This is a genomic window from Dyella humicola (assembly GCF_026283945.1).
Taxonomy (GTDB): domain Bacteria; phylum Pseudomonadota; class Gammaproteobacteria; order Xanthomonadales; family Rhodanobacteraceae; genus Dyella; species Dyella humicola.
Map to the genome: position 1 here is coordinate 1014867 of NZ_JAPDPC010000001.1, position 14303 is coordinate 1029169.

General features: G+C 64.6%; 14 protein-coding genes. 5 read left to right on the forward strand and 9 right to left on the reverse strand.

Translation table 11 applies throughout. From position 1 onward, the window contains the following. Positions 1 to 71: 71 nt before the first annotated feature. The 5 genes from OUZ30_RS04365 to OUZ30_RS04385 all read right to left on the reverse strand — a co-directional run bounded on the left by OUZ30_RS04365 (position 72) and on the right by OUZ30_RS04385 (position 6227). Positions 72 to 2918: a valine--tRNA ligase gene (locus OUZ30_RS04365; protein ID WP_266180964.1), complete on the reverse strand. Its 2847-nt coding sequence runs from the start codon at positions 2916 to 2918 to the stop codon at positions 72 to 74. A 188-nt stretch (positions 2919 to 3106) separates the two neighbouring features. After that, positions 3107 to 4174, reverse strand: a complete 1068-nt coding sequence (hemE, locus tag OUZ30_RS04370; RefSeq protein ID WP_266180965.1) for a uroporphyrinogen decarboxylase — start codon at positions 4172 to 4174, stop codon at positions 3107 to 3109. Position 4175: 1 nt separating this feature from the next. Continuing rightward, complete coding sequence (locus OUZ30_RS04375) at positions 4176 to 4436, reverse strand: WGR domain-containing protein (protein ID WP_266180966.1); 261 nt, start codon at positions 4434 to 4436, stop codon at positions 4176 to 4178. A gap of 151 nt (positions 4437 to 4587) precedes the next feature. Then, entirely contained in the window at positions 4588 to 5691 is a 1104-nt protein-coding gene (aroB, locus tag OUZ30_RS04380) for a 3-dehydroquinate synthase (RefSeq protein WP_266180967.1), read from the reverse strand. After that, positions 5688 to 6227 carry a shikimate kinase gene (locus tag OUZ30_RS04385; RefSeq protein WP_266180968.1) on the reverse strand — a complete coding sequence of 180 codons (540 nt, stop codon included), beginning with the start codon at positions 6225 to 6227 and terminating at the stop codon, positions 5688 to 5690. The genes aroB and OUZ30_RS04385 overlap by 4 nt, the downstream gene beginning before the upstream one ends. Before the next feature lie 58 nt (positions 6228 to 6285). Here OUZ30_RS04385 and OUZ30_RS04390 point away from each other — a divergent pair, with 58 nt between their 5' ends. Together OUZ30_RS04390 and OUZ30_RS04395 are read left to right on the forward strand one after the other, a co-directional pair. Then, positions 6286 to 7125 (forward strand): NAD-dependent epimerase/dehydratase family protein, encoded by an 840-nt coding sequence (locus OUZ30_RS04390; RefSeq protein WP_266180969.1) that lies wholly within the window; start codon positions 6286 to 6288, stop codon positions 7123 to 7125. Between the two features lie 110 nt (positions 7126 to 7235). Then, the gene (locus OUZ30_RS04395; protein WP_266180971.1) at positions 7236 to 7580 is read left to right on the forward strand and encodes a YbjQ family protein; all 345 of its coding nucleotides are present in this window, start codon (positions 7236 to 7238) and stop codon (positions 7578 to 7580) included. A gap of 13 nt (positions 7581 to 7593) precedes the next feature. On the opposite strand, the gene OUZ30_RS04400 is transcribed toward OUZ30_RS04395, so the two are convergent. Continuing rightward, the gene (locus tag OUZ30_RS04400; protein ID WP_266180972.1) at positions 7594 to 8424 is read right to left on the reverse strand and encodes a kinase; all 831 of its coding nucleotides are present in this window, start codon (positions 8422 to 8424) and stop codon (positions 7594 to 7596) included. 40 nt (positions 8425 to 8464) lie between these two features. Between OUZ30_RS04400 and pdxH the strand changes: the two genes are divergently transcribed. From pdxH to OUZ30_RS04415, 3 genes are read left to right on the forward strand one after another with little or no spacing between them, the layout of a single operon-like run. Then, positions 8465 to 9052: a pyridoxamine 5'-phosphate oxidase gene (gene pdxH / locus OUZ30_RS04405; RefSeq protein WP_266180973.1), complete on the forward strand. Its 588-nt coding sequence runs from the start codon at positions 8465 to 8467 to the stop codon at positions 9050 to 9052. 32 nt (positions 9053 to 9084) lie between these two features. Next, positions 9085 to 9522, forward strand: coding sequence for a secondary thiamine-phosphate synthase enzyme YjbQ (locus OUZ30_RS04410; protein WP_266180974.1), 438 nt, complete (start codon positions 9085 to 9087; stop codon positions 9520 to 9522). A 34-nt stretch (positions 9523 to 9556) separates the two neighbouring features. Further along, on the forward strand, positions 9557 to 10363 hold the full coding sequence (locus OUZ30_RS04415; RefSeq protein WP_266183099.1) for a cobalamin-binding protein: 807 nt from the start codon (positions 9557 to 9559) through the stop codon (positions 10361 to 10363). A gap of 165 nt (positions 10364 to 10528) precedes the next feature. On the opposite strand, the gene OUZ30_RS04420 is transcribed toward OUZ30_RS04415, so the two are convergent. The 3 genes from OUZ30_RS04420 to proC all read right to left on the reverse strand — a co-directional run bounded on the left by OUZ30_RS04420 (position 10529) and on the right by proC (position 14093). Next, entirely contained in the window at positions 10529 to 12619 is a 2091-nt protein-coding gene (locus OUZ30_RS04420) for a M13 family metallopeptidase (protein WP_266180975.1), read from the reverse strand. Positions 12620 to 12696: 77 nt separating this feature from the next. Beyond that, complete coding sequence (locus OUZ30_RS04425) at positions 12697 to 13272, reverse strand: YggT family protein (RefSeq protein ID WP_266180976.1); 576 nt, start codon at positions 13270 to 13272, stop codon at positions 12697 to 12699. Then, a complete protein-coding gene (gene proC / locus OUZ30_RS04430) occupies positions 13269 to 14093 on the reverse strand; it encodes a pyrroline-5-carboxylate reductase (protein WP_266180977.1) in 825 nt (274 codons plus the stop codon). The genes OUZ30_RS04425 and proC overlap by 4 nt, the downstream gene beginning before the upstream one ends. Positions 14094 to 14303: the final 210 nt, after the last annotated feature.

The following is a 14303-nucleotide window of genomic DNA, read 5'->3' on the forward strand; positions in this document are numbered from 1 at the left end:
AATCAGCCTCGACTCAAGATTGACCCCTCACCCCAGCCCTCTCCCCGCCGGGGAGAGGGAGTAAGAGCGAGTCACCTCAGCTTCTGCGCCTGCTCACGCAAGGCATTGAGCTGCACGCCCCAATCGGCGATGCGCTGACGCTCCTGTGTCACCACTTCGGCAGGCGCATTCGCCACGAAGTTGGCGTTGCCAAGCTTGCCTTCACACTTCTTGATCTCGCCTTCGATGCGGGCGATTTCCTTCGCCAGGCGCGTTTTCTCCGCGCTGAGGTCGATCAGGCCGGCGAGAGGAATCAGCACGCGTAGCGAGCCGACCACGGCCGCGGCTGCGGCGGGTTCGTCAGCACCCGACTCGATCCATTGCGGTGCGTCGACGCGGGCGAGGAAGCTGATCTGGGCGGCGAACTTGGCGGCGCGCGCACGATCCGTTGCATCGCCATCGGCGAGCAACAGGGGAATGGTCTTGCCCGGTGCGATGTTCATTTCCGCACGGATGCGGCGGATGCCGCTCAGCACGTTCTTGAACCACTCGATTTCCGCCGTGGCGGCGTCATCGGCAACGATGTCATCCGCATGTGGCCACGGGCGCTGCATCAGGCCGCTTTCCGTGAGAGCGAGCTTCGGTGCAACCGACTGCCAGATTTCCTCGCTGATAAACGGCACGATGGGGTGCAGCGCGCGCAGTACCGTTTCCAGCACGACGACGAGGGTGTGGCGCGTGGAGGCGGCGGCTTTTGCGTCGTCGCCATTCAAGGCCGGCTTGGACAGTTCCAGGAACCAGTCGCAGAACTCGTTCCAGGTGAACTCGTACAGCGCTTGCGCCAGCAGGTCGAAGCGATAGCTGGTGAAATGCTGCTCGACATCGAGCAAGGTCTGCTTGAGGCGGGTAAGAATCCAGCGCTCGGCTTCGGTGGCAGGCGCACCCGTGGGGGCCGGCAGCTCACCTTCCGGCAGGTTCATCAGCACGAAACGTGCCGCATTCCATAGCTTGTTGCAGAACGCCTTGTAGCCTTCCGCGCGCTTGATGTCGAAATTGATGGTGCGGCTGTAGCTGGCCAGCGCGGCGAAGGTGAAACGCAGCGCATCCGTGCCGATGGCGGGGATGCCGTTCGGATAATCCTTGCGGATGCGCTTTTCCACCTTCTCGCGCACCTGCGGAATCAGCAGCGACTTGGTGGACTTCTCCACCAATGGCTCCAGTTCGATGCCATCGATCAGGTCCAGCGGGTCCAGCGTGTTGCCCTTGGACTTGGACATCTTCTGGCCTTCCGCATCACGCACGATGGCGTTGATGTAGACCTCGCGGAACGGCACTTGGCTGGTGAAGTACTTGGTCGCCATCACCATGCGGGCGACCCAGAAGAAGATGATGTCGAAGCCGGTGACCAGCACCGCGCTGGGCAGGAAGATCTTGTCGTTTTGCCAGTCGGCCACGATGTCGCCGTGCTCGTTCTTCACCGGGCCACTAGCCGGCCAGCCGAGCGTGGAGAACGGCCACAGCGCCGAACTGAACCAGGTGTCGAGCACATCGTCGTCCTGGCGCAAGGCGCCCACCGGCGCGGTGGTGGCATGCGCGCGGGCATCGGCTTCGTCTTCGCCCACGAAGATGTTGCCGCCTTCGTCGTACCACGCCGGAATACGATGGCCCCACCACAGCTGGCGGCTGATGCACCAGTCCTGGATGTTGTCCAGCCACTGCGTATACGTGGTGCTCCAGTTTTCCGGCACGAACTTGATCTCGCCCGAGCGCACCGCGTCGAGCGCGGGTTCGGTAATCGCTTTGCGGCCACCGATGGTGCCCACCGGCTTGGCGCGCCCTTCGGGCAGTTCGTCGGTGGTCAGATCGAGGAACCACTGGTCGGTCAGCATCGGCTCGATCACCGCGTCCGAGCGCTGGCTCACCGGCACCTGCAATTTGTGCGGCTTGGTTTCGACCAGCAGGCCTTCGGCTTCCAGGTCGGCCAGCACGCGCTTGCGTGCCTCGAAGCGATCCAGGCCCTGATACTTGGCCGGTGCGTTTTCGTTGACCTTGGCGTCGAGTGTAAAGATGCTGATCGGCGCAAGGTTGTGGCGCTGGCCGATGGCGTAGTCGTTGAAGTCGTGGGCCGGGGTGATCTTCACGCAGCCGGTACCGAACTCGCGGTCGACGTAGTCGTCGCCGATCACCGGAATTTCGCGGCCGGTCAATGGCAACGTCAGCGTCTTGCCGATCAGCTGTGCATAGCGCTCGTCTTCCGGATGCACCGCCACGGCGACGTCGCCAAGCATGGTTTCCGGACGCGTGGTGGCAACCACCAGGCTGGTGCTGCCGTCCGTCGTGGGGTAGCGGATCGACCACATATGGCCGTCGCGTTCCACGTTGTTCACTTCCAGGTCGGACACGGCCGTGCCCAGCAGCGGATCCCAGTTCACCAGGCGATTGCCGCGGTAGATCAAGCCCGCGCGATACCACTCCACGAACACCTTGCGCACCGCGGCCGAGAGCCCCTCGTCCATGGTGAAACGCTCGCGCGACCAGTCGGCGGCGGCGCCGATGCGGCGCATCTGGTTGGTGATGGTGGAACCGGATTCTTCCTTCCACTTCCACACGCGCTCGACGAACGCCTCGCGGCCCAGGTCATGGCGGGTCTGGTCGTTCGTGGCCAGCTGGTTTTCCACGATCTTCTGCGTGGCGATGCCGGCGTGATCGGTGCCCACCTGCCACAGCGTGTTCATGCCACGCATGCGCTGGTAGCGGACCAGCATGTCCATCACGGTCTGTTGGAACGCATGACCCATGTGCAGCGTGCCGGTGACGTTGGGCGGCGGCAGCAGGATGCAGTACGGCTCGCCATGACCGGAGGGCTTGAAGTCGCCACTGGCTTCCCAGCGGGCATACCACGTCGACTCGATCTGGCTGGGCTCGAAACTCTTTTCCATCGGGGGCTCGCGATTGCGCGCCGGGGTCGGCGCGTGGGGATGGGCGTCAAAGGGTCGATTGTACGGGTGGGGGGCGTGAGGTGCCAAAAGCGGGCTGGCCGACTGAGTGGCGGGAGCTGGAGGGTATCGCGAGCACCCGCCGCCTCACCCCAGCCCTCTCCCTGGAGGGGAGAGGGAGCAAAGGCAGCTCAACCGCGCAGTTGACGGCCGTAGGCGTGGACTTCGTCCACCAGGACCTTGACGTGCTCGGGGTCCACTTCCGGGGTGATGCCGTGGCCCAGGTTGAAGACATGGCCGGGGTGGTTGCCGTAACTATCCAGCACCCGGCGGGCTTCGCGGCGGATGATGTCGGGGCTGGCGCGCAGCACGGCGGGGTCGAGGTTGCCTTGCAGGGCCACGCGGCCGGCGACGGCCTGGCGGGCATCGGCCATGTCCATGGTCCAGTCCACGCCCAGGCCGGCGCAACCGGTGTCGGCCAGCTGGGACAGGTGCTGGCCGGCGCCCTTGGAGAACAGGATCACCGGCAGCTCGCGGCTGTGCGGATCGGCCTTCAGCGCGTCCATCACCTGGGCCATGTAGCGCAGGGAAAACTCGCGGAACGCGGCCGGGCCGAGCAGGCCACCCCAGGTATCGAACACCATCAGCGCCTGCGCGCCAGCGGCGGCCTGGGCGATCAGGTAGGCGGCGACGGACCGGGCCAGCGTATCCAGTAACTGGTGGGCCAGGGCCGGCTCGTTCCAGCACATGGCCTTCAGCGTGGCGAAATCGCGCGAACCATGGCCCTCGACCATGTAGCAGGCCAGCGTCCACGGGCTGCCGGAAAAGCCGATCAGCGGCACGCGGCCGTGCAGCTCGCGGCGGATCAGGCGCACGGCGTCCATCGCATAGCCCAGCTCGCCTTCCATGTCAGGCACGCCGAGCTTGTCGATGTCGGCCTTGCTGCGTACGGGGTGCGCGAACTGCGGACCTTCGCCCTGGGCGAAGCTCAGGCCAAGACCCATGGCGTCGGGGATGGTGAGGATGTCGGAGAACAGGATGGCCGCATCCAGTTCGAACCGCTCCAGCGGCTGCAGCGTCACTTCGCAAGCCAGTTCCGGATTCTGCGCCAGCGCCATGAAACTGCCGGCGCGCGCGCGGGTGGCGCGGTATTCGGGCAGGTAACGGCCGGCTTGGCGCATGACCCAGATGGGCGTGGTGTCGGTGACCTCACGGCGCAGGGCGCGCAGGAAGCGGTCGTTCTTCAGGGGTTCTAACATTTCAGTGTCCGTACGGGCCTTCCAGCCCCTGGCTGAACATCACGCGGAAACCGCGCTTGAGTTGCGCATCGCGGGCCTTCTCGAAGGCGGCGATGGCGTCGTCGCGTTCGAGAAACTGCTCGCGTTTGAGTGTGGCCTTGCCGCCCTGGACACCGGATTCGCGGTAAAGCGTCCAGCCACCAAGCAAGTCCTGCTCAATCGCAATCTGGACATAGCGCGGCGCCTGGCTGGCATCGGGCATGGCTTGCAGGTAGAGACGCATGGATACCTGGGCTTAGGAATAGGGGCTAGTTGCCACAATGCCTGCATTCTAGAAGGCCACGCACGCAGTAGCGAGCGCGTCGCGGTCGCAGGCGTGGTCGGGGGCGCCTCGCCGCTATCCTGATTTGTACCGTGGCGACCAGGGCTCCCAATCAGCGGGTGGCCGATTCCAATACCGCCAATACTGCTTTCTCGTCCACGCCGCCGATGATCTCGGCACGACCAACACCTCGCCAAAGAATCAAGCGCAAAGTGCCGGCGAGGTTCTTCTTGTCCAGCCGCATCAAGGCCAGCAGCTGGTCCGGATCCATGCCAGCCGGAATCGCGGTGGGCAGGCCGAGGGTGGTGAGCAGTTGGTGCAGACGAGTGGTGTCGACCGCCTCACTCATGCCTAGCCGCTCGGACAACTGTGCCGCCAGCAGCATGCCGATGGCGACGCCTTCGCCGTGCAGCAGCACGCTGTACTTGCCGGCCGTTTCCAGCGCGTGGCCAAACGTGTGGCCGAGATTGAGCAAGGCACGCTCACCCTGTTCGGTTTCGTCGCGCGCCACCACCCCGGCTTTGTAGGTCACCTTGCGCGCGATGGCTTCGATCAGCGGCGCCGGTTCGCGCGCATTGAGCGCGGCCGCGTGTTGCTCAAGCCAGGCGAAGAAAGCCGGGTCGCCGATCGCAGCGCCTTTCACGACCTCGGCGAGACCGGCGCGATATTCGCGGTCCGGCAGCGTGGCCAGCGTGCTGGTGTCGGCCACGACGGCGCGTGGTTGGTGGAAGGCGCCGACTAGGTTCTTGCCGGCGGGAAGGTTGACGCCCGTCTTGCCGCCCACCGAGGAGTCGACCATGGCGAGCAAGGTGGTTGGCATCTGGATAAAGTCGATGCCGCGCATCCAGCAGGCGGCGCTGAAGCCGGCCAGATCGCCCACCACGCCGCCACCCAGCGCGACCACGCAGGCGTCGCGCGTGGCGCCCAGCTGGGCCAGCGCTTCCAGAGCGCGGCCGACATTCGCAAACGTCTTGTGGGCCTCGCCATCGTCAAGCTGGAACGATGACCAGCGCAGGCCATCCAGCCCTTCGGCCACGCGATCGAGATAGAGCGGCGCCACCGTCGTGTTGCTGATCACCAGTGCATGTCGTCCGCGCAAGGCGGTCCGCCAGCGCGCGTGGTCGGCCAGCAGGCCCGGGCCTATCCAGACGGGATAACTGCGCGTGCCGAGCGCGACGTTGATGGTGCGAAGGTGGCTGTCGGTGTGTGTGGTCATGCGGCGTGCTGGCGATGCCAGGATGGGTCGATCAAGAGGATGCTGCGCGCGCTGGCAGCGTGTACGTGCTCGTGTGCGCCTGGAATCACCAGGTCGGCAATTTCCTGATAGAGATGCGTGCGCTGTTGGGCCATGGCCTCCAGTCGCGTGGCGCGATCGCTGCCGGCGAGCAGGGGACGCTGGCGGTCCTGCGACAGGCGTTCCAGTTGCAGTTCGAGCGTGGCTTGCATCCACAGCACGTAACCGCGCTCGGCCAGCAGGCGGCGGTTCGCCGGGTCCAGTACAGCACCCGCGCCCGTGGCCAGCAGTACGCCGCGCCGACGGCTGCACTCCTCGAGCAGCTGGCTTTCGCGCCGTCGGAAGCCGGCCTCGCCCTCGATCTCGAAGACGGTGCTCACCGGTACGCCACACTGGCGTTCGATTTCCTGGTCGAGATCGACGAAGCTCAGACCATAATGCTCGGCAAGCCGACGTCCAATGGACGTCTTGCCGGCGCCGGTCGGTCCGACGATAAACAGGTTGCACGATGGATTCATGCGCAAATGCTAACAGGCGCGGGACCGCAAAGCCGGTCGCGCCAATGCGGTGGCACGCTTGAGCGGGCGCGTACTGATTGCCGGTTGCGGCGATGTCGGCCTGCGCGTGGCGAAGCTATTGCTGGCGCGTGGCGACCAGGTATGGGCCTTGCGCCGCCGTAGGTCCCTGCCTGATGGCAGCGGCATTCAATGGCTGCAGGGTGACCTTACCCAGCCGGAAACATTGCGCGACTTGCCCGATGGGATCACCCAGCTGGTCTACTTGCCGACGCCTGATGCGCGCGACCGGGCTGCTTATCACGCCGTCTTCGTGGATGGATTGCGCCATCTCCTGGCGGCGCTCGACGGCGACACGCTCGAGCGCGCGCTGTTCGTGTCATCCAGCGCCGTTTATGGCGAGCATGGCGATGGATGGGTGGACGAGCACACGCCACCCGATCCGCCGGGCTTCAATGGCAAGGTGTTGCTGGAGGCCGAGCAATGGCTGGCGGCGCAGCCGGTGCCGTCGATCGTGTTGCGGCTTGCCGGCTTGTATGGCCCGGACCGCCTCGAACTCGTCGAGCGCCTGCGCGCCGGCGCGGTGCGTGTGCCGCGCAAGGTACCGCACTGGGCCAATCGCATCCACGTTGACGATGCCGCGGCGGCCATTGTGCATCTCTTGAGCTTGCGTGAGCCGATGTCGCTCTACCTCGGTGTCGATGACACGCCGCTGCCACTTGCTGTGCTTTACGACCACCTCGCGCGAGTGGCCGGTGCGGCGCTTCCTGGCGAGGGTGCGGCACCGTCTGGCGTAGGCAGCAAGCGCCTCAGCAATGCGCGGCTGCGTTCCAGTGGTTTCGTACCCCAGTGGCCCGATGCACGCGACGGCTACGTTGCGCTGCTACGACATGCGGGTTAATCACGGCCTGAAACGTGCGGTCATCCCAGCTTGACCAGAGATTCCGCTGTTAAGAGCCGCTGGGATGACGATCCGAATCGACACACCCTCAATTTCTGGAGAACAACTTCATGCCCGGCAAGATCCAGCCCCACATGGTCAGCACCAGCCACGAACTGCCCGGCTATCGCATCGTTCGCCCGATGGGCATCGTGCGCGGCATCACCGTGCGTTCGCGCAGCGTCATCGGCAATCTCGGTGCTGCGCTGCAGACGCTGGTGGGTGGCAATATCTCGATCTATACGGAGTTGTGCGAACACGCCCGCGAAGAGGCGTTCGAGCTGATGCTGCGCCACGCTGCCGAGCATGGTGCCAACGCGGTGATCGCGATGCGTTACGACGCCAACGATGTGGCCGAGGGCGTCACCGAAGTGCTCGCCTATGGCACCGCCGTGATGGCGGAGCCATTAGGCTGACGAGTGGTTACCGTCAACTGTGGTTGAGCGCGAGCACATGGCGATGGGCGTCGTATTCCACCGAGGTATCGGCCAGCGCGGGCAGGGTGGTCAGGGCGTGCCGGCTCAGACGTTCGAAATGGGCGAGGAAGCGCAGCATCGTCTCGGCATCCATGGCCAAGGGGGCATGGCGCGCCAGTAATTCCTCTTCCTGCTCGCTGCGCCACTTGCGCACCACTTCCCAGTTCGGCGCCTGCAGCACGATCAGGGCATCCAGCTTGCGCCATAGCGGCTGGTAGGCGCGCAGCTGCTTGTTGACCCAGTGGCGCCAGCGACCATCCGGGTCTTCGTCGCGCTCCAGGCTATTGACGGGTTCTTCCAGTGCGGCCTGAAGCTGCGGGCGCACTCCCAGCGCCCAGCCTTCCAGGACCACCAGCTTCGGCGGCCGGGTGACACGCGGCCAGCGCGAAGGTGTTACACGGGTGTCACGCCCCTTGTCGAAGCGGGGGTAGTCCACCGGCCATTTTTCCGATGCCTGGGGCAACGCGGCCAGCACCGACAGCAGCAGCTCGATCTCGTGCGTACCGGGCACGCCCCGGGTGCGCAGTAATGGGTGGATCTGCTGCGCCAGCACTTCCCGCTCGCTGCGCGAGTAGTAGAAATCATCCAGGGAGAGCACTTCGGTCGGCCAGCCGCGCGATTCCGCCTGGAGCTTCATTTCCCGGGCAAGCGTGCTCTTGCCGCTGCCCTGCAGGCCGGACAGGCCCAACAGGTACGTGCGGCGGGCGCGGGCGATGCGACCGGCGTACTGGTCGAGCAGGTGTCCCGCCAGGGTCGAATTCTGCGTGCTAGCATCTGGTGACATTCGGCCATGATGGCGCGCTGCGGCCACGATTCAAGACCCCATGTTGAAACCAGAGATTCTTGACACCTTCCTGCAACTGTTGGACGAGGCCGCGGCGGGAGGCGATCCCGAGCCTACGGCCATGAATTTGGCGACGGTCGATGCGGCCGGGCGGGTGAGTTCGCGCATCGTGCTGCTCAAGGGGGCCGACGAGCGCGGTTTCCGCTTCTATACCAACTACGAGAGCGACAAGGGCAGCCAGCTCGATGCGCATGCCCAGGTGGCCCTGTGCTTCCATTGGAAGCAGCTGCGGGAGGTGGTGCAGGTTCGCGTCGAAGGCGTGGCGCGCAAGCTGCTGGCGGAGGAGTCGGATGCCTATTTCGCCTCCCGCCCGCGGGCCAGTCAGCTCGGCGCCTGGGCCTCGCTGCAGTCGCAGACCTTGCCCGATCGCGACACCTTCGAGCAGCGCTTCAAGCGCTACGAGCATGAATTCGAAGGCCGCGACGTGCCCCGTCCCCCGCATTGGGGCGGCTACGTGGTGGAACCGGACATGGTGGAATTCTGGTACGGCGCGGAGTTCCGGCTGCACGACCGCGTGCGCTGGAGTCGCCATGGCCAGACCTGGACGCATCGTCTGCTCTATCCTTGAGCGTACCTACCAGCCATTCGGAGGCATGAAGCATGCGCGCAGCGCCCGCTGACCACGTTGCCCAGAATGGCTTTGTCGTGCACTCGCGCGGCCGCGGCTTCACCGAGATCACCGACAGGATTGGTGACGTGGTGACCGCCAGTGGCGTGCACACGGGCGTTGCCAACATCTTCAGCCTGCACACCAGCTGCTCGTTATTGATCAGCGAGAACGCCGACCCGACCGTACGCGATGATCTGGAACGCTGGCTGGCGCGCGCCGTGCCCGATGGCGACGCCATCTTCCGGCACGATGAGGAAGGGCCGGACGATATGCCGGCCCACGTGCGCGCCATCCTCACCGGTGTCAGCCTGGTGGTGCCGGTGCATGCGGGCAAGTTGCAGCTGGGTATGTGGCAGGGCATCTATCTTTGGGAACACCGGCTTGATCCGCATCAGCGCAAGATCACGGTGACCGTGCTGGGACATTGAACGCGTGATTGAACATGGCAGCAACGGCCTGGGCATGGCCGATCATTACCCTCAGCGCATCGTCTGCATGACCGAAGAGCCGACCGAGGTGCTTTATGCACTCGGTGAGGAACACCGCATCGTCGGCATTTCCGGCTTCACCGTGCGACCGCCGCGGGCGCGCAAGGAGAAGCCGAAGGTCTCGGCCTTCACCAGCGCCAAGATCAGCGAGATCCTCAAGCTGGAACCGGATCTGGCGATCGGCTTCTCCGACATCCAGGCCGATATCGCGCGCGACCTGGTCAAGGCCGGTGTGGAAGTGTGGATCAGCAACCACCGCAGCGTAGACGGCATCCTTGCGTATATCCGACGTCTTGGTGCGATGGTGGGCGCGACCGACAAGGCCGACGCCTATGCGCGGCAGGCGGAACGCCATATCGAGGCGATCCGTACGGCGGCGGCGCAGTTCAAGCGTCGGCCGCGGGTGTATTTCGAGGAATGGGACGATCCGCTAATTACCGGCATCCGCTGGGTGGCCGAGCTGATTCGCATCGCGGGCGGCGACGATGTGTTTCCGCAGATGGCGGGCGAGTCGCTGGCCAAGCATCGCATCCTGGGAGATCAGGGCGAGGTCGTGCGGCAGGCACCGGACATCATTCTTGGCTCGTGGTGCGGCAAACGTTTTCGTCCCGAGCGTGTCGCTGCGCGCGATGGCTGGGATGCGATTCCGGCCGTTCGCCATGGAGACATTTATGAGATCAAGTCACCGATCATTCTGCAGCCGGGGCCGGCGGCGTTGTTTGATGGATTGAGCGCCATGCATAAGATTTTTGCGGATTGGGTGAAGCGGCAGGAAGGATAGCTTCCTCTCCCCTTCGGGGAGAGGATTGAGGTGAGCCCCGAAAAGGGGGTAAAGGGCGGGTGCTCGCGATATGGCTGAAAAGAACCTGCTCCGATTAGGAACACTCGCAAGATTGACCCCTCACCCCAGCCCTCTCCCCAAGGGGAGAGGGAGCAAAGCGGGACGTCACCAGATACGAACGCGCTGCGCTTCCGGTCGCCACATCGGTTGCCCCTGCTTTACATCGAACGCTTCGTAGAATTCCGGGATATTCGACAGCGGGCCGTTGACGCGCCACTTGGCTGGCGCATGTACGTCGCTCAGTAGCGATCGGCGCAGCAATTCCTCGCGTTCCTGCGACATCCACGCCAGCGCATAGCCGAGGAAGTAGCGTTGCAGCGGGGTATAGCCGCCGATCTTCTCGCCCTTCTTGAATTGCTCGGTCTTCTTGAACGCATCGAGGCCGATCAAAAGGCCGCCGAAATCGGCGATGTTCTCACCCAGGCTGGCCTCGCCGTTGATATGCAGGCCGGGCAGCGGTTCGTAGGCGTTGAACTGCTTCACCATGACGGTGGCGCGTTGGTTGAAGCGCTCTGCATCCTGCTTGGTCCACCAATCTTTCAGATTACCGGCAGCGTCGAACTGGCGACCCTGGTCGTCGAAGCCGTGGGTGATTTCATGCCCGATGGTCGAAGCGGCCGCATAGCCATAGACCACCGCATCATCGATCTGGTTGTCGAGAAAGCCCGGGATGATGAAGATCGCCGCAGGCAGCACGATCTCGTTGTTGGACGGGTTGTAGTAGGCGTTATAGGTTTGCGGGTGCATCTCCCACTCGGCGCGGTCGACCGGCTTGCCATACTTCGACAGCATGTCGTTGAACGTCCAGCGACTGGCGTTCATCATATTCTGCGCATACGACTCGCGACCGATGCTGAGCGCGGAATAGTCTTTCCATTTGTCCGGATAGCCGACCTTCTTGGTCACCGCTGCCAGCTTTTCGTGCGCCTTGGCCTTGGTCGCGGGACTCATCCAGTCGAGCTGGTCGATGCGCTCGCCGTAGGTCGTGCGAATAGCCTCCACCATGGCGCGGTAGCGCTGCTTGGTGGCCTCAGGAAAATAGTCCCTTACATAGATGCGGCCCAGGATCATGCCCAGGGCCGTGTCCTGCGCATTGAGCGCACGCTTCCAGCGCGGCTTTTGCTCCTGCTGCCCCGACAGCACGCGACTGTAGAAATCGAAATGCTCGTTATCGAGGTCCTGGCTCAGGTAGGGCGCATACGTATCAGCCAGATGCACGCGCAAGTAGTCACGCAGTACCGGCACCGGCGTCTTCCCCAGCAAGGCCTGCAGTCCACCGAAGAATTCAGGCTGCCCGACGATGAGCGTTTCCGGCGACAGCTTCCACGCCTTCAGGCGCTCAGTCCAGGCGATGGACGGCGTGAGTTTGCCGGTGAAGTCGGCGGGCGCCATCTTGTGGTAGTTCTTTTCGGGGTCGCGCAGATCGGCCAGTGGACGCGACACCTTGGCCAGCGCGGTTTCGAACGCCATCACCTCGGTCGCGCTTTTGCGCGCCGCGGCATCCTCGGCGCCGAGCAGGCGGAATATGCGGTGCAGGTGCTCCACATAGGCGGCGCGTGCCTTGGCGACACCCGGTTCTTTGTTGAAGTAGTAATCGCGCTCTGGCAGGCCCAGGCCACCCTGGCCCAGATGCACGGCCATCACATCGCTCTTCTTCTCATCCTGCGACACGCCGACATCGAAGAAGGCGTCGACGCCCAGCGGTTGCAGCGCGAAGCCTTCGTCCAGTGCAGAGTTCAGGTCATGCACCGCATCGATGCGTGCGAATTCGGCCTTGAGCGGGCTGAGGCCGAGCTTGTCGGCCAGGGCCTGGTCCATCGCCGTGGTCCAGAAGTCGCCCACCTTTTGCTCATCGCTGCCCATCGCAGCGTTCTTTTGCGCGGCCGCGGTTTCGCTGATCTTGCGCAGCTTGGCGTAGAGCTCGTCCTGCACGACCTGGCCGATGCCCCACATCGATTCCTGTGCCGGGATCGGGTTGCTCTTCAACCATGCGCCGTTGGCGAACGCGAAAAAGTCATCGCCAGGGTTGACCGATGCGTCGATATTCGACGCTACCACGTCCCGTTTTGCCGCTGCTGGGGCTGAAGGCGCCGTCGCTTTGGGCGCTGTGTCGGCGGCCTGTGCGCAGGGTAGCCAGGCGGCGGCCATGCTCAGGGCGAGGGCGCACAGGCGGAGGGAATGCGAAGTCACTTTCATGATGGGCCTTCCGTATCAGAGAGGAGCAAGGCCGCGCTGCCATCGACGCGGCCAAGAGACATTGGAATCGAGAGCGCTTAGAGCCCGAGAGCCAGTCGGCCGCCGAAGTCGGCCAGTGGCGATACCAGCAGCAGACGCGCCAGGATCAGCACGATCATCACGGCCCAGGGGGCGAAGTCGAGGCCACCCGCCACCAGCTTGCCGCGCAGTGGGCGCAGCAGCGGATCGACCAAGCTGCCGGCCAATCGATATACCGGGTGGTAATGCTCGACCTGGAACAGGCTCATCAGCGACCAGATGAAGATCAGCACCACGTAGAACATCAGGATGAAGTCGAGCGTATCGGCGACCGACAGCAGCACCAGGCCAAGCACATGCGGGAACGCGCCGAGCAGCGCAAACAGCAGCACGCGCTTGAGCAACATCAACAGCCAGATCAGCAGCAGGGCGGCAATATTGATTCGGCGCCAGTTCGGCACCAGCTTGCGGATCGGCGCCAGGATGGGATTGGTGGTGCGGTAGACGAATTGGCTCAGCGGATTGTGGAAGTCCGCGCGACTGGCTTCGGCCAGCAGGCGCAGGGCGAACAAGGCTGCGGCGGCGCCAAAAGCGAGTTCGAGCAGGAAGGAAAGGGCGTTGACGAGATAACTCACGGTGTCGGGTCCAGACTGGCGGCCAGTTCAGCGCCGCGGCGCGTGGCGGCAGCCACGGCGCGGGCCACGATGGAATGAAAGTGATCGGCGGCGAAGCTTTCCAGAGCCGCTTGCGTGGTGCCATGAGGCGAGGTGACGCGCTGGCGCAGTTCGCCTGGATCCTCGCCGCTCTCGGTCAGCATGCGGCCGGCACCCAGGCAGGCCTGGGCGGCGAGGGCGCGGGCGACGTCGCGCGGCATGCCCTGCGCAAAGGCGGTATCTTCCAGTGCTTCCACCAGGGCGAAGAAATAGGCCGGGCTGGAGCCGGCAATGGCGGTGACGGTATCCATCAACGCCTCGTCGTCGATCCAGCGGGTGAGGCCGACGGCATCCATGATGTGCTGGGCCTGTGCACGTTGTTCCGGGCTCACCCGCCGGTTGGCGCAAAGCCCGGTGGCGCCCGCGCCGATCAGCGCCGGGGTATTGGGCATGCAGCGCACGATGGGCAGCGTATGGCCAAACCAGCGTTCCAGCTGGTCGATGCGCACGCCGGCGGCGATCGAGATCAGCAGCGGGCGTTGGCGATGCAAGGTGTCCTGCAGCTCGGCATGGACCGCCGGCATGATCTGCGGCTTCACCGCCAGGATCAGCACATTCGCCTCGGCCGCGGCCAGGCGGTTCTCGCCATAACAGGCCACGCCGAAGTCCCGCCCCAGCTCCTGGCGTGCCTCGGCCCGGGGCTCGGCCACGCTGATGGAGGAGGCAGGGATGCCGGTCTTGAGCAGGCCGCCGATCAGGCTGCGCGCCATGTTGCCGCCACCGATGAAAGCAATACGTGTCATGCAGGTTCCTCGCCAATCCGGCGCCTACCTTACAAGACGGCGCCTCGGCTCGTCCCGTGGCGGAAGTGCGGGCGCCTGGGCCACCCGCGGCCAGACTTCTGCAAACCACGTCCCCTCTTTGGGTAGTAGAGCGAATGAAAGGCTGGTCGCCCGGGCCATCGCGCGAGTAGTATCGGCCCGCTGCATGGGGAACCGGGTTTGGACCGTTCG